Origin of the sequence: Pelagibacterium mangrovi, assembly GCF_036662815.1 — a bacterium.
Lineage (GTDB): Bacteria > Pseudomonadota > Alphaproteobacteria > Rhizobiales > Devosiaceae > Pelagibacterium > Pelagibacterium mangrovi.
Genome location: NZ_JBAFXA010000009.1, coordinates 152,134 through 170,313, shown reverse-complemented (window position 1 = coordinate 170,313; position 18,180 = coordinate 152,134). Strand labels below are relative to the sequence as shown.

General features: G+C 62.1%; 18 protein-coding genes. 8 read left to right on the top strand and 10 right to left on the bottom strand.

What is annotated here, in order from left to right:
- Nucleotides 1–72 precede the first annotated feature (72 nt).
- Nucleotides 73–498 carry a VOC family protein gene (locus V4T21_RS16380; protein ID WP_332718808.1) on the top strand — a complete coding sequence of 142 codons (426 nt, stop codon included), beginning with the start codon at nt 73–75 and terminating at the stop codon, nt 496–498.
- Nucleotides 499–501: 3 nt separating this feature from the next.
- On the opposite strand, the gene blaOXA is transcribed toward V4T21_RS16380, so the two are convergent.
- Together blaOXA and hemA are read right to left on the bottom strand one after the other, a co-directional pair.
- Complete coding sequence (gene blaOXA, locus V4T21_RS16375; protein ID WP_440589667.1) at nt 502–1,275, bottom strand: class D beta-lactamase; 774 nt, start codon at nt 1,273–1,275, stop codon at nt 502–504.
- A 41-nt stretch (nt 1,276–1,316) separates the two neighbouring features.
- Nucleotides 1,317–2,597, bottom strand: a complete 1,281-nt coding sequence (gene hemA / locus V4T21_RS16370; RefSeq protein WP_332718803.1) for a 5-aminolevulinate synthase — start codon at nt 2,595–2,597, stop codon at nt 1,317–1,319.
- A gap of 345 nt (nt 2,598–2,942) precedes the next feature.
- Between hemA and V4T21_RS16365 the strand changes: the two genes are divergently transcribed.
- Nucleotides 2,943–4,478 (top strand): methyl-accepting chemotaxis protein, encoded by a 1,536-nt coding sequence (locus V4T21_RS16365; RefSeq protein ID WP_332718801.1) that lies wholly within the window; start codon nt 2,943–2,945, stop codon nt 4,476–4,478.
- A gap of 90 nt (nt 4,479–4,568) precedes the next feature.
- Nucleotides 4,569–5,237: a YiaD family glycine zipper/OmpA-like lipoprotein gene (locus V4T21_RS16360; protein WP_332718951.1), complete on the top strand. Its 669-nt coding sequence runs from the start codon at nt 4,569–4,571 to the stop codon at nt 5,235–5,237.
- A 77-nt stretch (nt 5,238–5,314) separates the two neighbouring features.
- Here V4T21_RS16360 and V4T21_RS16355 read toward each other — a convergent pair whose 3' ends face one another.
- Together V4T21_RS16355 and V4T21_RS16350 are read right to left on the bottom strand one after the other, a co-directional pair.
- Complete coding sequence (locus V4T21_RS16355) at nt 5,315–6,025, bottom strand: L,D-transpeptidase (RefSeq protein WP_332718799.1); 711 nt, start codon at nt 6,023–6,025, stop codon at nt 5,315–5,317.
- 73 nt (nt 6,026–6,098) lie between these two features.
- Entirely contained in the window at nt 6,099–6,443 is a 345-nt protein-coding gene (locus V4T21_RS16350) for a hypothetical protein (protein WP_332718797.1), read from the bottom strand.
- A 201-nt stretch (nt 6,444–6,644) separates the two neighbouring features.
- Between V4T21_RS16350 and V4T21_RS16345 the strand changes: the two genes are divergently transcribed.
- Nucleotides 6,645–8,942 (top strand): Tex family protein, encoded by a 2,298-nt coding sequence (locus V4T21_RS16345; RefSeq protein WP_332718795.1) that lies wholly within the window; start codon nt 6,645–6,647, stop codon nt 8,940–8,942.
- A 71-nt stretch (nt 8,943–9,013) separates the two neighbouring features.
- Here the strand turns inward: V4T21_RS16345 and V4T21_RS16340 are convergent, their stop codons facing one another.
- The 5 genes from V4T21_RS16340 to V4T21_RS16320 form a co-directional block, all read right to left on the bottom strand.
- The gene (locus V4T21_RS16340; RefSeq protein WP_332718792.1) at nt 9,014–9,331 is read right to left on the bottom strand and encodes a hypothetical protein; all 318 of its coding nucleotides are present in this window, start codon (nt 9,329–9,331) and stop codon (nt 9,014–9,016) included.
- Between the two features lie 60 nt (nt 9,332–9,391).
- Nucleotides 9,392–9,715, bottom strand: coding sequence for a hypothetical protein (locus V4T21_RS16335; RefSeq protein ID WP_332718790.1), 324 nt, complete (start codon nt 9,713–9,715; stop codon nt 9,392–9,394).
- A gap of 111 nt (nt 9,716–9,826) precedes the next feature.
- Nucleotides 9,827–10,588 carry a sulfite exporter TauE/SafE family protein gene (locus V4T21_RS16330; RefSeq protein WP_332718788.1) on the bottom strand — a complete coding sequence of 254 codons (762 nt, stop codon included), beginning with the start codon at nt 10,586–10,588 and terminating at the stop codon, nt 9,827–9,829.
- A 74-nt stretch (nt 10,589–10,662) separates the two neighbouring features.
- A complete protein-coding gene (locus V4T21_RS16325; protein ID WP_332718786.1) occupies nt 10,663–12,552 on the bottom strand; it encodes a bifunctional sugar phosphate isomerase/epimerase/4-hydroxyphenylpyruvate dioxygenase family protein in 1,890 nt (629 codons plus the stop codon).
- 70 nt (nt 12,553–12,622) lie between these two features.
- The gene (locus tag V4T21_RS16320) at nt 12,623–13,291 is read right to left on the bottom strand and encodes a TetR/AcrR family transcriptional regulator (protein WP_332718784.1); all 669 of its coding nucleotides are present in this window, start codon (nt 13,289–13,291) and stop codon (nt 12,623–12,625) included.
- A gap of 158 nt (nt 13,292–13,449) precedes the next feature.
- Here V4T21_RS16320 and V4T21_RS16315 point away from each other — a divergent pair, with 158 nt between their 5' ends.
- A complete protein-coding gene (locus V4T21_RS16315; protein WP_332718782.1) occupies nt 13,450–14,334 on the top strand; it encodes a shikimate dehydrogenase in 885 nt (294 codons plus the stop codon).
- A gap of 3 nt (nt 14,335–14,337) precedes the next feature.
- Here the strand turns inward: V4T21_RS16315 and V4T21_RS16310 are convergent, their stop codons facing one another.
- Nucleotides 14,338–15,024 (bottom strand): GntR family transcriptional regulator, encoded by a 687-nt coding sequence (locus V4T21_RS16310; protein WP_332718780.1) that lies wholly within the window; start codon nt 15,022–15,024, stop codon nt 14,338–14,340.
- A 283-nt stretch (nt 15,025–15,307) separates the two neighbouring features.
- Here V4T21_RS16310 and dctP point away from each other — a divergent pair, with 283 nt between their 5' ends.
- The 3 genes from dctP (at nt 15,308) to V4T21_RS16295 (ending at nt 18,173) form a co-directional block, all read left to right on the top strand.
- On the top strand, nt 15,308–16,288 hold the full coding sequence (dctP, locus tag V4T21_RS16305; protein ID WP_332718949.1) for a TRAP transporter substrate-binding protein DctP: 981 nt from the start codon (nt 15,308–15,310) through the stop codon (nt 16,286–16,288).
- A 71-nt stretch (nt 16,289–16,359) separates the two neighbouring features.
- Entirely contained in the window at nt 16,360–16,875 is a 516-nt protein-coding gene (locus V4T21_RS16300; RefSeq protein WP_332718779.1) for a TRAP transporter small permease, read from the top strand.
- A complete protein-coding gene (locus tag V4T21_RS16295) occupies nt 16,872–18,173 on the top strand; it encodes a TRAP transporter large permease (RefSeq protein ID WP_332718778.1) in 1,302 nt (433 codons plus the stop codon). Before V4T21_RS16300 ends, V4T21_RS16295 begins: the two co-directional genes overlap by 4 nt.
- Nucleotides 18,174–18,180: the final 7 nt, after the last annotated feature.

The window sequence follows — 18,180 nt, the reverse complement described above, 5'->3', positions numbered from 1 at the left end:
ACATGCAGCCTGTATGTTATTTCAGATTTTGCATACAGACAGTATGTTTTCTTGCAGCGAAAGGAAACCCCTATGCGTCCGTCCAGCTTTTATCCCGTGGTGATGACCGACGACGTTTCGGTCTCTTCCGCCTTCTTTTCCGATCATTTCGGCTTTCGCTTTCTTTTCGAGAGCGACTGGTACGTCCATCTGCAATCGGAAGCCAATCCGGCCTTCAACTTCGCCGTGCTCGATAAAAGCCACGCGACGATCCCCCAAGGGCATCGCGATCGGACCGGCGGCCTGTTGCTGAGCTTCGAGGTGGAAGACGTCGATGCCGAATACGAGCGGCTCAAGACTGCCGGGGCCAATATCGTCCTCGACATTCGCGACGAGGCGTTCGGGCAGCGTCATTTCATCGTTGCCGACCCGACCGGCATTCTGGTCGACGTCATCAAACCGATCCCGCCTTCGGCCGAGTTTGCCGCCCAATATGCGCCCGAGGCCCTGCCGCAGTGATCGTCAGGGCAGGGATGTCGCGATCGCCGGCCATTCGGCGATCAACGCGTCGCGGGCCCTGAGGCCGCCCGAGCCGGGGACCCGCGCCGCATCCTGGTTGAGCCGGACGAAGACATAGCGCTCTTCGTCCCGCTCGGCCCAGCCGATGAACCAGCCCCAGCCACGAGCGTAGTCAAAGCTCATATCGGCGTTGCGGGGATAGGCCGATCCGGTTTTGCCGTTGAGCGTCCAGCCTTCCTCCGCCGGAAAAGCTTCGATGATCGCGAAGGTGCTGTCATAGGCCGCTGCCGATACCGGCAGGTCGCGGTTGAGCAAATCGAGCAGGAATTGGGCCTGATTGCGCGGCGATATCTTGAGGGAGGAGCTGACCCAGGCGCGATCGAGACCGTTGTTCATGCCCGGATCGCCCGAAAAATCGCCATTGCCGTAATCGAAAGCCGTGGCATAGGCGGCGAGGGTTTCCGCGCCCAGGGCACGGGCGATGCGCTGCGAATACCAAAGCACCGAATAGGCCATCCACCGTTCCGGATCGGTATCGTGCCGCCAGTCCTCGACCCAGTCGGGGTCGCCCGGTTGGAAGGCGAGGGCGGGCGTGTGGGGATCGATCAGCACGCCGCTGTCGAAACCGATAAGCGCCAGTGGAACCTTGAACGTCGAAGCCGGGGTGACCGGTGTCGTGCAATCGCCCGCCTCGATGAGTGTCGCCCTGGTGTCGGCGTCAAGAATGAGGGTGCACAGGGTTGTGGTTTGAGAAAAAGCGGCCGCGGGCATCGCCATGCCCGCGGCCAGAAAGATGATCGCGATAACGACGCGCAAGACTACCCGCCGACGGTGGGCAGGGTCAGGTCGCCGGCCACCAGCTTGGTTTCCATGAGTCGCGACATGTCGAAATCGCGCGGCAGGTCCAGCGTCTGCCAGACGGCGATCAGAGCATCGCACAGCTCGGCGATCATGTCGTCGCTGTGATAGGGCGTGGGCGTGATGCGCAGCCGCTCGGTTCCCCGGGGAACGGTGGGGTAGTTGATGGGCTGGATATAGATATTGTGCCGGTCCATGAGCATGTCGCTCGCCGCCTTGCACAGCCGTGCGTCGCCCACGATCAGCGGGACGATATGGGTTTCGGTCGGAAGGACGGGCAGCCCGGCTTCGGCCAGGACCCGCTTGACGCGGCCGGCCTGCCGCTGCTGGCCCTCGCGCTCGACGCTCGACGTCTTCAAATGCTCGATCGAGGTGCGGGCCGCCGCGCAGAGCGCCGGGGGCAGGGCGGTGGTGAAGATGAATTCGGGCGCATAGGACCGGACGGCATCCACGATCGCGGTGTTGGCCGCGATATAGCCGCCCATGACGCCGAAACCCTTGGCGAGCGTACCCTCGATGACGTCGATGCGATCCATGAGGCCTTCGCGCTCGCAGATGCCGCCGCCGCGCGGGCCGTACATGCCCACAGCATGGACCTCGTCGATATAGGTCATGGCGCCGAACTCGTCGGCCAAATCGGCGATCGCCTCGATGGGGGCGACGTCGCCGTCCATGGAATAGACCGATTCAAAAACGATCAGCTTGGGGCGCTGCTTGCCCGCCGCCGTCAAAAGCTCGCGCAGATGGGCGAGGTCGTTATGGCGGAAGATCTTCTTTTCCATGCCCGACTGGCGCACGCCCTGGATCATCGAGGCGTGATTGAGCTGGTCGGAGAGAATGAGGCAGTCCGGAATCAGCCGGGCAATTGTCGCGATCGCCGCTTCGTTGGAAACAAAGCCCGAAGTGAACACCAGGGCCGCTTCCTTGCGGTGCAAATCGGCGAGCGAGCGCTCGAGCTCGACCAGGGGGCGGTTGGTGCCCGAAATGTTGCGGGTGCCACCGGCGCCGGCGCCAAGCTTGCCGGCGGTTTCCTGCATGGCGCCGATCACCTTCTCGTGCTGACCCATGCCCAGATAATCATTGGAACACCAGATGGTGATTTCCCGGGCATTGTCGGCGCTGTCGCGAAAGACGGCGCGCGGGAAATGTCCGGCAATACGTTCGAGATCGGCAAAGACGCGATAGCGTTTTTCGACACGAAGAGCGTCGACCGCGTCTTCGAATATGCCGCGATAATCCATGAGGCCTACTCCAGTGGCGACACCGGCCGGCTGCCAGCGGCGCTTACTCGGTTATGGACGCGCTTCGCTTTTTTGGCGCGCCTTGTTCTAGACGCCCCTCTCCCTGGAGCGCGACATGATCTGTACCAACCGCTGGGCGCGCTGTCATTGCAAAATCGCACAATCGGACACCGCGCGGAGCACCTTGGTGGCTCGCGGCTAGATATAGCTCCAAAATCCAATCCCTGTCAGATGCCCCTTGCGCGACCCAATGCCGCGACGAACGGCGGCGCGGAAAAGCAAACGTTAACCATGGGTTGGATAGGGTCAGCCCTGTTTTTCCGTTTCTGCGATCGCAGGATATCCATGAGCGCACCCTCAACGCCCCAGCCCGACGGCCCGATGACCGAACGGCTCGATTTTATCGGTTTCGACGCCGCCGCCATGCAGAGACTGGCGCGCGTCAGCCCCTCGATCATGCGCCATATCGGGCCGGCGATGACGCGGTTTTACGACCGGGTGGAAGAGACGCCGCAGGTTTCGCGCTTCTTTGCCGGACGCAGTCAGATGGATGTGGCGCAGGACAAGCAGGTGCGCCACTGGTCGGCCATAGCGCAGGGCAAGCTCGACGCGGACTATTACGAATCGAGCCTGCGGATCGGCAACCGGCACGCCAGGATCGGGCTCGCGCCCCAATGGTATATCGGCGGCTACGCCCTGGTGCTCGATGGCCTGATCAAGGGCATGATGGCCGATTGGATGGCCGAGCAGGCGCCGCGTCTGCGCAAGAGCAAGCCAGCCCAGGCGATGGCCATCGCCGACGAGATGGCCCAGACGATGGCCGACATGATCAAGGCGGTGATGGTCGATGTCGACCTCGCCGTTTCGACCTATTTCGCGGCGCTGGAAGAAAAGATCGAAGACAGCCGCCGAACCGTCGAGGAGCGCGCAAGGGTTCAGCAGGACGTTCTGGGGCAAACCGGCGAAGCGCTCGGAGCGCTGGCGGCGGGCCATCTCGACACCCGGATCGAAGGCGATCTGCCCGAGGGCTTCGAGCAATTGGGCGTCGATTTCAACGCTGCCGCCGCGAGCCTTGAAGAAACCATCGTCGGGATTAGAGCTTCGGTGGACGCGATAGCCCATAACGCGGGCGCGGTGGCCGGCTCGGCCCAGGATCTGGCCGACCGCATGACGCGTCAGGCGGCCGCGATCGAACAATCCTCGGCGGCATTGGACGAAGTGACGGCCAACGTCACCGAGACGGCGGCGGGAACCAGCGCCGCCGCTCAACTGGCTGGAAGCGCAAATACGTCGGCCCAGGGCGGTGGTGCAGTGGTCGAAGACGCGATCAACGCCATGCACCGGATCGAGCAATCGTCCACCAAGATTTCAACGATCATCTCGGTGATCGACGAAATCGCCTTCCAGACGAACCTTCTGGCGCTCAACGCCGCCGTGGAAGCCGCACGCGCCGGAGAAGCGGGACGCGGGTTCGCGGTGGTGGCGACCGAAGTGCGGTCGCTGGCCCAACGCAGCGCTCAGGCGGCGCGTGACGTCGGTTCTCTCATTTCGACTTCGGGCAAGGAGGTCGAAAACGGCGTGGGCATGGTGCGGCGCACCGGCGAGGCGCTTTCGGGCATTGTCGAGCAGGTCGGCAGCATTTCCGAGCATATGCGGAATTTCTCCACCGCCTCGGGCCATCAGGCCGCTTCGCTCAACGAGATCAATGCCGCCATCGTGCAACTCGACGGGCTGACGCGTGAGAATGCGGGTTTCGTGGAGCGGGCCGGCGAGGCGGGCCGGGACCTCGAACAAGAGGTGGCCGAGCTTTACGAGCGTTTGTCAGCGTTCCGGACGAGAATGGTTCGGCAAGAGCCTGACGGAAAACGCAAAGCGGGTTAAAAGCGGAGGCAAGATGGCAGCCTCGTTCACTTTCCTGCCGCAATTGGCCATCTATGATCGCGGCACTTTCTTTCACGAATCGGTGAGCTCATCATGAAAAAACAGGCAATCGCCCTCACGGCCGTCGCGGCAATGCTGCTCGCCGGCTGCTCAACCAACCCGTACACTGGCGAGTCCCAGCTTTCCAACACGGCGGGCGGCGCGCTGCTCGGCGCCGGCGGCGGTGCTTTGGGCGGTGCATTGATCGGGTCGGCAATGGGCGATGCGCGTGTGGGCGCGCTGATCGGCGCTGGCGTCGGCGCTCTGGCCGGCGGCGCGGTCGGCAACTACATGGACCAGCAGGAAGCCCAGCTTCGCGCCCAGTTGCAGGGCACCGGCGTGTCGGTTACCCGCGTTGGCGACAACATCGTGCTCAACATGCCCTCCAACATCACCTTCGGGGTGAACCAGTCCGATATCCAGCCGGCTTTCCAGAACACGCTGCGCTCGGTCGCACTGGTGCTGCAGGAATTCGACCAGACGCTGGTGGATATCCTGGGCTACACCGACTCGACTGGCTCGGCGAGCTACAACCTCACCCTTTCCCAGCAGCGCGCGACCTCGGTTTCCCGCACTCTGGCCCAGTTCGGCGTCGATCCGCGCCGCTTCTTTGTCGAAGGCCGTGGCACGGCGAACCCCATCGCCGACAATTCGACCGAAGCGGGCCGGGCACAGAACCGCCGCGTGGAAATCCGGATCGTGCCGATCCGCTCCAACTAAGCGGTCTTCTAATGCAACGAAAAAGGGCGCTCCCTGCGGAGCGCCCTTTTTTCTTTTCGGTAAGTCGGCAGAACGACTTAAACCAATTGAGGCGTCTGGGGAAAAGCGGGAGCGCTTTCGAGCACGACGAGCGGGGAGCCGAACCTGATGTTGCTGGCCAGGTGGATCACGTCATGATGGAGAAGCCGCACGCAGCCCGATGAGACGGCCTGACCGATCGTCCAGGTCTCGCCGGTGCCGTGGATGCGATAGATCGTGTCGCGATTGCCTTCGTGGATATAGAGCGCACGGGCACCGAGCGGATTGTCCAGCCCCGGCGGCTGGCCGCGGCGCCATTTTTCCAGCTCGGGCTGGCGATCGATCATGTCCGAAGGCGGCGTCCAGACGGGCCATTCGCGCGCATAGGCAATGTGCCCACGCCCCGACCATTCGAAGCCGGCACGGCCAAGCCCGCAGCCATAGCGCATAGCCATGCCATTCTCCTCGACGTGGTAGAGGTAGAAATTGGGCGTATCGACCACGACAGTTCCCGGCTTTTCGGTGGTCGGGTAGGGAACGCGCTTGCGATAATATTGGGGATCGAGATAGCGCAGATCGACGGCGGGAACCGGGAACTGCTCATAGGGGATCGCGGCATACATCATCACCACGTCGGCCGGGATCGGGGGCGGCAGGTTTGCCGTCTGGCTGGTGGGTTGCGAGGTGGTGGTGCAGCCGGCGGCGGTCAAGGCCAGAAGGCTGGAGGCGCCGGCCAAAAAGCCGCGCCGGCTCATCAAAAGATCGGTCATGTCAACGTCTCGTCATTGGGGCGGCGCAGAGCGTGCCCGGGCATTGAAAAGGAATAGGGAAGACAGGGGGCGGCTAGGCCCTTGGAGGCCGCAGGTCGAGAGGCGGCGATGGCCCTTCATAGGAAACCGGGTCGGTCTGGAAAAGCCAGACCGGGGCGGGCCGCTCTCCGATGGAAACCGCCGTATCGGGCAGGGCAACATGCGTCTTGCAGCCGTTGACCAGAATGCCCAGGCCCAATTGTTTCCAGCACCGATGGATATTTTGGCCCTCGGCCTGGGGCGCAAAAGTCGTCGACGCGTCGAGGCAGACCTGTTCATGGTTCGCCTCGATCTTCGCGCCGGTCTGTGCGGCGGCGAAGGAGGTCGAGACCAGGAGCAGGCCCAAAGCCACCAACAATATGGGTAGGTAACGGTTCATGTCCTATCGGTACTGCAATAATCATGGCGCGATAAAGGCGGCACGCGGTCACGGAGCGGTGAGCGGGCGCTGCTTGATGCGCGGTGTTGCCGAGCGAGCACAGAAAATAGCGGTCAGCGCCTGTGGACGGAGCCGCCGAAGACTTTGCCAGTGCCACAATCGCCGCCTAATGTCCCGTTCTCTCATTTGTACCGGATACCCATGACCGACACAGCCCAAGCCATTGCCCGCCTCATTGCCAGCGAGATTTCCGCCCGTCCCGATCAGGTCGCCGCAGCCGTGGGCCTGCTCGACGGCGGCGCGACGGTTCCGTTCGTCGCGCGCTATCGCAAGGAGGCGACCGGCGGTCTGGACGATGCGCAATTGCGTACGCTCGAAACCCGGCTCGGCTATCTGCGCGAGCTCGAGGCGCGGCGCACGGCCATCGTGCAGTCTATCGAGTCGCAGGGGAAATTGACCGACGATCTGGCCGCCCAGATCGCGCGGGTCATGACCAAGGCCGAACTGGAAGACATCTATCTTCCCTATAAGCCCAAGCGCCGCACCAAGGCCGAGATCGCCCGCGAGCGCGGGCTGGAGCCGCTGGCCGATGCGCTGTTTGGCGACCGCAGCCTGGTTCCCTCGGTCGAAGCGGAAAAGTTCATCTCCGAGGAAGTGTCCGACGCCAAGGCGGCGCTCGACGGCGCGCGCGATATTCTCGCCGAACGGTTTGCCGAGGATGCCGACCTGATCGGCAAGCTCCGGGATTATATGGAACGCAACGCGGTATTGCGCGCCAGGGTCGTGGCGGGCAAGGAGGAGCAGGGCGCCAAGTTCTCGGATTATTTCGACCATGCCGAACCCTGGGCCAAGGCGCCCAGCCACAGGGCGCTTGCCATGCTGCGCGGGCGCAACGAAGAGGTGCTAACGGTCGATCTGGAACTCGATGCCGACGCGGAAGGGAAATACAAGCCCGCCGAAGCGATGGTTGCCGCCCATTTCGGCATCAGGGCAGATGGCGGACCGGCCGATCAATGGCTGATGGAGGTGGCGCGCTGGAGCTGGCGCGTCAAGCTTTGGCTGCACCTGTCGGTGGATTTGATGGGCCGGCTGCGCGAGCGCGCCGAGGATGAGGCGATCACCGTGTTCGCGCGCAACCTCAAGGACCTTCTGCTGGCCGCGCCGGCGGGCAACCGGGCGACCATGGGGCTCGACCCCGGCATCCGGACGGGCGTCAAGGTTGCCGTGGTCGACGCGACGGGCAAGGTGCTTGATACGGCGACCATCTATCCCTTTGCGCCGCGCAACGATGTGCGGGGCAGCCAGTCTGTGCTCTCGGCGTTGATCGCGCGGCACAAGGTGGATCTGATCGCCATCGGCAACGGAACGGCGAGCCGGGAAACCGAACGGCTGGTGACCGATCTGCTTTCGATGATCCCCGCGCCCAAGCCGCTCAAGGTGGTGGTGAGCGAGGCGGGAGCGTCGGTCTATTCCGCCTCGGAAACCGCCTCCAACGAATTGCCCGATCTCGACGTTTCGCTGCGCGGCGCGGTGTCGATCGCGCGGCGGTTGCAGGACCCGCTGGCCGAACTGGTCAAGATCGAGCCCAAATCGATCGGGGTGGGACAGTATCAGCACGATGTTGACCAATACCGGCTCGCCAAGGCGCTCGACGCGGTGGTCGAGGATGCCGTGAACGCGGTGGGGGTCGACCTCAACACTGCTTCGGCTCCCCTTCTGGCGCGGGTTTCGGGCCTGGGCACGTCATTGGCCGAAGCCATTGTCGCCCATCGCAATGCCAATGGCGCTTTCGCTTCGCGGAAAGACCTTCTCAAGGTGGCGCGGCTGGGCCCCAAGGCGTTCGAACAGGCAGCGGGATTCCTGCGCATCCGCGACGGCGCCGAACCGCTCGATGCCTCATCGGTCCATCCGGAAGCCTATGGCGTGGCGCGCAAGATCGTTTCCGCCTGCGGCCGCGATATCCGCGCGCTCATGGGCGACAGCGCCGCGCTTAAAAAGCTCGATCCGAGGATTTTCGTCGATGACAAATTCGGCCTGCCGACGGTGCGCGACATTCTCGCCGAACTCGAAAAGCCCGGCCGCGATCCCCGACCCGAGTTCAAGACGGCGACATTTGCCGAAGGGGTCGAGGAAATATCGGATCTAAAGCCCGGCATGATGCTGGAGGGGACGGTGACCAACGTCGCCGCATTCGGCGCCTTCGTCGATATCGGGGTGCATCAGGATGGGTTGGTGCACGTCTCCCAGCTCGCCGACCGGTTCGTCAAGGATGCCCATGAGGTGGTCAAGGCGGGGGACGTGGTGAAGGTCAAGGTGCTGGAGGTGGACGCCAGGCGCAAGCGCATTAGCCTGTCCATGCGCCGTGACGCTACGCCCGAGCGCGGCGGTGGGGAGACCCGTCCCACCCACGACCGCGCCCGGCCGAAATCAAAACCCGAAGCGCCGAGCCAGGGAGCGTTTGGCGCGGCGCTGTCCCAGGCCATGCGCAACAAGCGCTAAAGCGCTTCCAGCAAAAGTGGACACCACTTTTGCGGTTCGGGAGCGCGATGAGCAAAGGCTCGGCTCCGGGGTCAGTCCCGCTGGGCGAGGTGATACAGAAAGCCCAGGCCAAAACCGACGGCGGCGGCAACGACGAGCACAGTGCCCGTTGCGGCCGGCGCCTTTTGGGCGGCGTGGGCGATCACATCGGCATCGCGACGAACCTGGCGCACGGCGCGGCGCGCGTTCTTTCGCGCTCCGTGCATGAAATCCTCGGCCTCTCCCGCAAGGTCATCGAAATCGATGCCATTGTCGGCAAGGGTCTTGGAAATATGGGCGAGCTGGCTCCGCAAATCGCGCATCTGGCTGTGAAGCGATGAATTGAGTCCATTGGCAATGCCACCGGCCATGGCGTTTCTCCTATGTTTGACGACGGGAGAAACGGATTTGAACCCTTGCGGTTCCGGCGGCTATCGATCCGTAGCGTTTATATGCGCCTCATAGGCGCCCGTGCACATGAATTCGGCGATCTGGCGATGGGCATCGCCGAGCGAGGACGAAACGCGGATGCAGACGTCGCGGTGGTCCTGATGGATTTCGGAATCGATCAGTCCGAAATAGCAGACGACCTTGTAGGGATTTTTGAAATCGGCGCTGAATTCGGGGCGGATGGCGCCTTCGACGAAGCTCTCGCAACTGTTGATCGCATCGATTGGATCAAGGCCCTGCGCCATTGCCTGTCCGGCATGCAGGCAACCCATGAAACTCACAACCAAGGCAATCAGAACACGCATCGCCGAACCCAATACCGATCGCCTCGCACTCAACTGCAAAATCGGGCCGCTCTCAACACCCCCGATCCGCTTGACTGTCGGCAACGCGCGGGCTGTTGCCCAACTGCCGCATCACCGGGCCCATAAATCATGAAGCCCGGACCAGATCAGCCTTATCGCCAGTAGTCCGAGGACGATGTCGAGGGCGATGCGGAAGCGGTGGTCGGTCATCCTGTCGAGGACGAGACGTCCCAAAAGCGTACCGATGGCGCCGGCCACGATCATCGCGCCGATAAAGCCGATCCAGGGGCCGAAGGCGAAGCCGAGAAAGCCGAACATCAGCGTTTTGAGCAGATGCTGCACGGTCATGAACGCGGCATGGGTCGCCACATGCCGATGCCGGTCGAGCGCCAAGGATTTGGTGAAGGTCGCAACGAACGGGCCGGTGGCACCGAAAAGCATGGTGAGAAAGCTCGATATCGCGCCGGAAACCACGGGCAAGCCGCTCATCCAGCGCGGAGGCTTTCGAAAGATCGACCACAGCACGAAAAATCCAACGCCCGCCTGTACGAGTGCGGGGGAAAGATTGAACGAAATGGCCCCGCCCACCAGGACGCCGACAACCGAACCTGCCCCAAAGGCGAGCATGGGCTGCCAGTTGACGTAGCGGAACATCAGGGCGAGCCGCCCGAAATTGGAGCCCATCTGCACGACGCCATGCACCGGGATGAGGGCGGCGGGCGGGATCAGGCTCGCTATGACCGCCAGCAGAAGAACGCCCCCGCCGATGCCGAAGGCGATGGTGATGAACGAGGCGATGACGCTGGTCAAAAGCAGCGCGATCGTTATCCCGGCGTCGAGGCCGGGCGGGATGAGTAAATCGAAGAAAGGCATTCGGGCGGGGCTGGCGGAGAATCGGGACGGCGTCAGTCTTCCACGATTGCCCTGCCTCCCGCCAGTGCCACGATCTATCGCGCCGGGATGGATTTCCCCCTCAGCGCACGCTTTTGCGCGGCGATGCGGAACTGGGCGTTGGGGGCGCCATATCCATTATAGCCGCCGCGCCGCTCGACGATCTCGAAGAAGAAGCCGTCGCCATAAAGGGTGGAATAGAGCTGGAAATACTCCCCGCCCGTTTCGTCGCGGTCGTAGAGGATGTTGCCAGCCCTGAGTTGACCGAGGAAATCGTCATCAAGCCCGAAGCGGGCCTGAATGTCGGCGAAATAGTTCGGGGAGATGGAAAGCGGATCAAAGCCGGTGGTTTTGAGCGCGGCGGCGGTCTTGAAGATGTCGGATGAGGCGAAGGCCACGTGCTGGACCGAGGAGCCGAAGCTTTCCGAGATGAAATGGCCGGCCAGCGTCGAGGAACGATCAGCGCCGTTCAGGGTGAAACGAATGGTGCCCGCCGCGTTCTCGATCACCTGGCTGCGCACCAGCCCAGCCGGGTCCACGACGTCGAGCATCGGGGTTTTGGTGGTGTCGAACAGGGTCGTATAGAACAACAGCCAGGTGAGCAGTTCTTCATAGTTCATGGTCTGGCCGATATGGTCGAAATGGGTGATGCCCATATCGGTGGCCGGAGCATGAACCGGGCTGAACTCGGTTTCCCAAACGGTAGCCAGTTCGGTCTTGGTGTCGATGAAGTGCATGAGCCCGCCCCCCACGCCACGGATCGCGGGGATCTTGAGCTCGCCCGGTCCCACCGGCTGCTCGAAGGGCTCGGCGCCCAGGGCACGGGCGCGCTCGACGGTGGCGCGGGCATCGCCGACCTTGAGTCCGATGTCGCACACGCTGGTGCCGTGCATCAGATAGGCCGAATGGGCGAAGCCCTCGCGCTCGGTGTTGACCACGACGTTGACGCCACCATTGCGGTAGAGATTGACGTCTTTTGCGATGTGTCGGCCGGCATGGGCAAAGCCCATCGAGGCGAGCATGGCGGTGAGATCGGCCGCCTCGGCTTCATTGGCGGCGAACTCGATGAATTCTACACCTTCGACGGCGATCGGGGCGGGCATGGGATCGAGGTCGACGGCGATCTCGGGTTCCGTGCGGCGCACGGTATCCATGAGCGCCACAAGCGAGCGGTGACCGTCGGCAGCGATGGTGCCGGGCGAGCCGCCCCGGAACTGGTCGTTGAAGATTTCCAGCGACCAGACGCCTTTGTAGCCTGTCGCCGCGACGGCCCGGGCAAAGGCCGCGACGTCGAGATCGCCCTGGCCGGGCATTGTACGGAAATGCCGGCTCCAATAGAGCAAATCCATATCGATCAACGGCGCGTCGGCGAGCTGGACAAAGAAAATCTTGTCGCCGGGGATCGCGCGGATGGTTTCGGGGTCCACCTTGCGCGCGAAGGTGTGGAAGCTGTCGACGATCAGCCCGACATTGGCGTGGTCGGCGCGGCGCACGATTTCCCAGGCGTCGCGGTGATCGTTGACGTGCCGGCCCCAGGCCAGGGCCTCGTAGCCGATGCGCAGATTGCGCTTGGCCGCGCGCGCGCCCAACTCCCGCAGATCGTCCGCCGCCCTGTCGATGCCGCCGAGCGCGGCGGGGGAGACGTTGGAGCAGACCAGCACCAGATCGGTGCCCAGCTCTTCCATCACGTCGAATTTGCGTTCGGCGCGGTCGAAGGCGCGCGAGCGCTGAGGCTCGGGCAGGCCCTCGAAATCGCGGAAGGGCTGGAAAAGGGAAATCTCCAGCCCATGGTCGCGCACCATGCGGCCCACTTCGCGCGGGCCGCCATCGAAGGCCAGGAAATCGTTCTCGAAAATCTCGATGCCGTCGAACCCCGCCGCCGCGATGGCCGCCAGCTTCTCACGCAGATCGCCACTGATCGAAACGGTCGCAATCGAGGTCTTCATTAAAGGCTCCGGGCTAAACGAACTGGTTCATATAGTGGCGGCGATGGCCGGGCGACGACATATGCGGACGCTATGCCAGCCCGAAGAATTCAGGCTTGACCACATAGCGTACCACCATGTCGATCACGTTCTGGCGCAGTGACGCCTGGGATTCGGCCGATCCGATATCGCGCTGGAACAGATGGGAAAAGGTGGCGCGGTTCGAGACGTTGAAAAAGCACAGCGCGCTGATCTGCCAATGGATTTCCAGCGGGTCGAGATGGGGGCGGAATTGTCCCTCCGCCACGCCTTTTTCATAAAGCGCTTCGATGCGATGGATCGCCGATTCATTGACGGCGTGCAGTTCCGAGCGTTCGAGATAGCGGCCCGAATGGATGTTTTCGATCATCACCATGCGGATGAAATCCTCATGCTGGTGATGGTGGTCGAAAGTGAAGCCGACGAGACGCTTGAGGCCGTCGATGGGAGAAAGGCTCTCGATATCGAGCTTGGCTTCGCCTTCGCGGACCACGCGATAGGCGTTTTCCAGCGCGCTGACATAGAGCCCTTCCTTGTCTCCAAAATAATAATAGATCATGCGCTTGGACGCGCGGGTCTTTTCGGCGATCTCGTCGATCCGGGCGCCGGCCAGCCCATTGAGCGCGAATTCGGACGACGCCACCGCCATGATGTCACGGCGGGTCCCTTCGGGGTCCTGCTGCCGCTTGCCTTGCCGGGGAGGATTTTCGGAGTCGGTCACGATACGCCTTCTTTGCCGTATGGGCAGATTGACTAAACTAACTAGTTCGTACATTAATGTCACGAAGTGATGCTGCATTTAGGTCGAGCGGGCATCAAAAGACAAGTACAGCCGGCCAGCGGCGCACCTGGGCCTTTTCGGGAATGGATGGAGACGGCATGGAAAAGCTGACGCGCGGGTTGGCCGAACTGATCGATCTGGGCGCGCGCGGCGCGATCCATATCGGCCTGCTCGGACGCGGCATCGGCGCTTCGTTGTCTCCCATAATGCACAGGCGCGAAGGCGAGCGGCTGGGGCTCGATTATCACTACCATCTCATCGATTTCGACGCGCTGGGTTTGAGCAACGAGGATTTGCCCGATGTGATCGGCGTTCTCGAAAAAATCGGGTTTTCCGGCCTCAATGTGACCCACCCGTTCAAGCAGGCGGTCATTGCCCATCTCGCCGCGCTGTCCGACAATGCCGCCGCCATTGGTGCCGTCAATACCGTGCTGTTCGGACATGAGGGACGGGTAGGGCACAACACCGATTGCTGGGGGTTCGCCGAAAGTTTTCGGATCGGCATGCCCAATGCAGAGCGTAATCGCGTCCTCCAACTCGGGGCCGGCGGTGCGGGAGCGGCCGTTGCCCAGGCCTTGCTCGAACTGGGCGTCGGCGATCTGGCGATCTACGATCTCGATTCCGAAAAGGCGCAGGCCCTTGCGAGCCAACTCTCGCGTTCGGGGCGCCTTGTGCGTGCGGTGAGCGATATCGGCCCATTGCTCGGCGGTGTCGATGGCATGGTCAATACGACGCCGGTCGGCATGGACAAATATCCCGGCCTTCCGGTGGATGTCTCCCGGCTCGATGCCAACCAATGGGTGGCCGACATCATCTATTTCCCGCGTGTGACGGCGCTGATCGAGCAGGCCCGAAAAAAGGGATGCGCAACGCTTCCGGGTGCCGGGATGGCGATCTTTCAGGCGGTCAAGGCCTTCGAACTGTTCACCGGTCACCAGCCATCGCGTGATGGCATGACGCAAACCTTCGAGGCGGCGGCGTAAGCCTCAGAGCTTGCCGGTGCTCAATATATGATCGATGCCCAGATGAATGTGCGAGGCGAGCTTGGCCTGCGCACCCTGGACGTCGCGCGCCAGCGCCAGCTCGAAAAGCTCGCGGTGATCCTGGGATACCCCGCCGCCACGGAAACTCTGCGCCAGCATGTGGTAGCGCATGAACCGATCGAAGATCGATTGGTGGATGGCCAGGAGCGATTTCGAACCGCAGGCCGAGATCATCGCGTGGTGGAAGGCGAAATCATATTTGATCCATTGCGCGGTGCGATCCTCATCGCCCCCAAGCAGGGCCTTTTCGATCGAGGACAGCTTGTGATGGGCGGCAACGACCTCCGCTTCCCAATCGAGGTCCCCGGCGGCAAATGAGAGGGCCAGCGCGTGGTTTTCCAGAACCAGGCGCAAATCGCCGACCTCGCGCAGATTGTCGACCGAAGCGGGGGAAACCTCGAAGCCCCGCTGTCCCTCCGCCAGCACCAGATCCTCGGTGGTGAGCCGGTTGAGGATTTCGCGCAGCGTGCTCACGCTCACCCCATACTGGCTCTTGAGCCGTTCGAGCTTGAGCTTCTGGCCGGGCTTGAGCTCGCCTGAAATAATGTCCCCGCGAATGCGGCGAAACGCCTGTTCGCCTACGGTATCGGTGATCTCGTCCATGGAGTCGCCCAAAGCTCTCCCTGCCATTGTCGGCTCCCTTTTAGGTTTGTCTTGCATGAATCGAAACCGATGTCACCATCGGCGATACCACAGAAGAAAATGCTTTCATATGAGATTTTTGAGTTTGACATATGTTTGAGCCAAAGCTAGATGTCCGGGAAGTGCCCGGAGTAAAACGGCTTGACTTAAACGAACTAGTTCGTACATTTTGATGGTCGGCGAAGATGGGGGAGTTTGTCGCGCAAACGGGCTGCGGCGCGCCAATCCAAGCCGATGCAAAACAAGGAGGAAGATCGTGACCATTTTCAAAATGACGCGGCGTGCCGCCATGCTCGGCGCCGTCGCGCTGACCATGCTGTCGTCGCTGCCGGCCATGGCGCAGGATGCCGAAAAGCAGACGCTGCGTTTTTCGGCGGTGTTTTCGAACCAGGACATCCGCGCCTCGATGACCGAGCAGTTCGGCGACGCCATTTCCGAGCGCTTTACGCTCGAACCCTTCTACGGCGGCACGCTGTTCCGTCAGGGCACCGAACTGGTTGCCATTCAGCGCGGCAATCTCGAGATGGGCAACGTGGCTCCCCAGGACATCGCCAACCAGATTCCCGCCTGGTCGATGATCAGCTCGGCCTATCTGTTCCGCGATATCGATCACGTCCATGCCTTTTTCGCCAGCGAGATCGGCCAGGAATTTTCCCAGATGGCCGAGGAGCAGCTCGGTATCCACATTATCGGCCCCACCTATTTTGGAACGCGGCACGCGGGGCTGGCCATCGATCGTGAAATCCAGACCCCCGAGGATATGTCTGGCGTGACCCTGCGCATGCCCGGAGGCGAGGCCTGGCAGTTCCTGGGCAGCGCGTTGGGCGCCAATCCCACGCCGATGGACTACGCCGAGGTTTATACGGGCCTGCAGACCGGCGCCATCGATGGGCAGGACAACCCGCTTCCCAATATTCAGAACATGCGCTTTTATGAGGTTCTCGATCAGATCGTCCTGACCTCGCACCTCGTGGCCTTCGATCTCTATGTGATTTCCAGCGAGCTCTGGAATTCGCTTTCGCCCGAGGATCAACAGCTCATTCAAGACTCCGCCGATGCGGCGCTGGCCTGGAGCGAGGAGCAGCATCAGGCCCAGGAAGCCCAGTTGATCGCTGAGTTCGAGGAAGCCGGTCTCAATATCTACGAACCCGATATCGATGCCTTCCGCGCTTACGCCCAGCAGCTTTATCTCGACAACGCGATTTCAGAGAGCTGGCCTGAAGGCGCTATCGACGCCGTCAACGCGCTCTGAATGATTATCGGTGGCGCCCTGGGCGCCACCGGCTTATTCCGGGATCTCAATCTCATCAACTGGAGGGCCCAATGACCGACCGTCTGAAGCGCGTCGGCAAATGGCTGCATGCGCGTGCCGACAATGCGCTGTCGTTCATGCTGCTGGCCATGTTCGCCGTCTTTATTCTGCAGATTTTCTTCCGCTACGTCGTCAACATGCCCATCGGCTGGACGAATGAAATCAGCGTTCTGCTCTGGATATGGATCGTGCTGTTCGGCGTCGGGTTCGTGGTGCGGGATGAAGAGGAAATCCGGTTCGATCTGATCTACAGCGCCGTCTCCGCCAGGACCCGACGGGTGATGGTCATCGTCGGTTCGGTCGCGATCGTCGTCCTGCTCGCAATGGCCCTGCCGGCAATCGTCGACTATGTGATGTTCATGCGGGTCCAGCGCACCGCCTATCTGCGCATTCCCTTCGACATCGTCTATTCGATCTTCGTCTTTTTCATCCTGTCCATGATCGTCCGTCATGCCCTTGCCGCCTTCAACGCGCTCAGGGGTAAGACCGAGGAGATCGACCCGACCAAGAAGGGATCGGGAATATGAATTTTGCAGATCCCTTTGTCCTCTGCCTCATCGCCATCCTTTCGCTCGCCATGCTCGGCGTGCCCATGGGCCTCTCGATGATCGGCGGCTCGATCCTCTATCTCGCCGTTTCGGGCATCGACATGGGCATTGCCGCGGAGCAGTTCCTCAACGGCATGTATTCTAACTACATCATCCTGGCCGTCCCGCTGTTCGTACTCGCCGCCGAGATCATGAATTCGGGGACGCTCTCGACCCGGCTGCTCGAATGGTGCAACGCGCTTGTCGGCCGTTTCCGGGGCGGGCTGGCCCAGGTCAACGTCCTGCAATCGATCGTCTTTGCCGGCATGTCGGGCTCGGCCATCGCCGATGCCGCCGGCTCGGGCAAGATGATGCAGTACATGATGACCAAGGACGGCAAATATACGCCCAGCTACGCGGCCGCGCTGACAGCGGTGACTGCCGTCATCGGTCCCATCATCCCGCCCTCGATCCCCATGGTGCTTTATGCCATCGTTGCGGACGCCTCGATCGGCTATCTTTTTCTTGCCGGTATCGTGCCGGGGTTGATCATGGCTGGCATCATGATGGTGCAGATCGCGTTTACGGCGCGGATCAGGAATTTTCCCGTCGAGGCGCCGGTGCCCTACCGCAAGCTTCCCATGATGACCTGGAAGGCCCTGCCGGTGCTCATGATGCCGGTGGTGTTGATGTACGGCATCTATGGCGGGGTCACGACCCCGACCGAGGCCGCCGCCGTGGCCGCGTTCTATGCGCTGATCGTTTCGGTGGTGATCTACCGCAGCGTCAACATCAAGGAATTTTACGCTTCGCTTTCTCTCAGCGCGCGGACGACGGCATCCATCGGCATGCTGATCGCCGGAGCGCTGGTCTTCAACTATGTGGTGACCGTCGAGAACATCCCCGCGACCATCAGCGCCCTGATCAACGACTGGAACATGGATCGGGTGACCTTCCTGATCATGGTCAACATCGTGTTCCTGCTTCTCGGGCTGTTTCTCGAGGGCACCACGGTCCTGTTGGTGATCGTGCCGGTCTTCGTTCCCGCCGCCCAGGCGTTGGGTATCGACATGGTCCATTTCGGCGTCATGTCGGTGGTCAACATCATGCTCGGCCTGATCACGCCACCTTTCGGGCTGCTGCTCTTCATCATGACCAAGATTTCCGGATCGCCCATGCGGGATCTGATCCGGGATGTGTTTCCCTTCCTTATCACCCTGATCCTGGGCCTTGTGGTCTTCACCTTCGTGCCCGAAACGGTGCTCTGGTTGCCGCGCCTGTTTGGGTATCAGGGCTAGTTTTCGG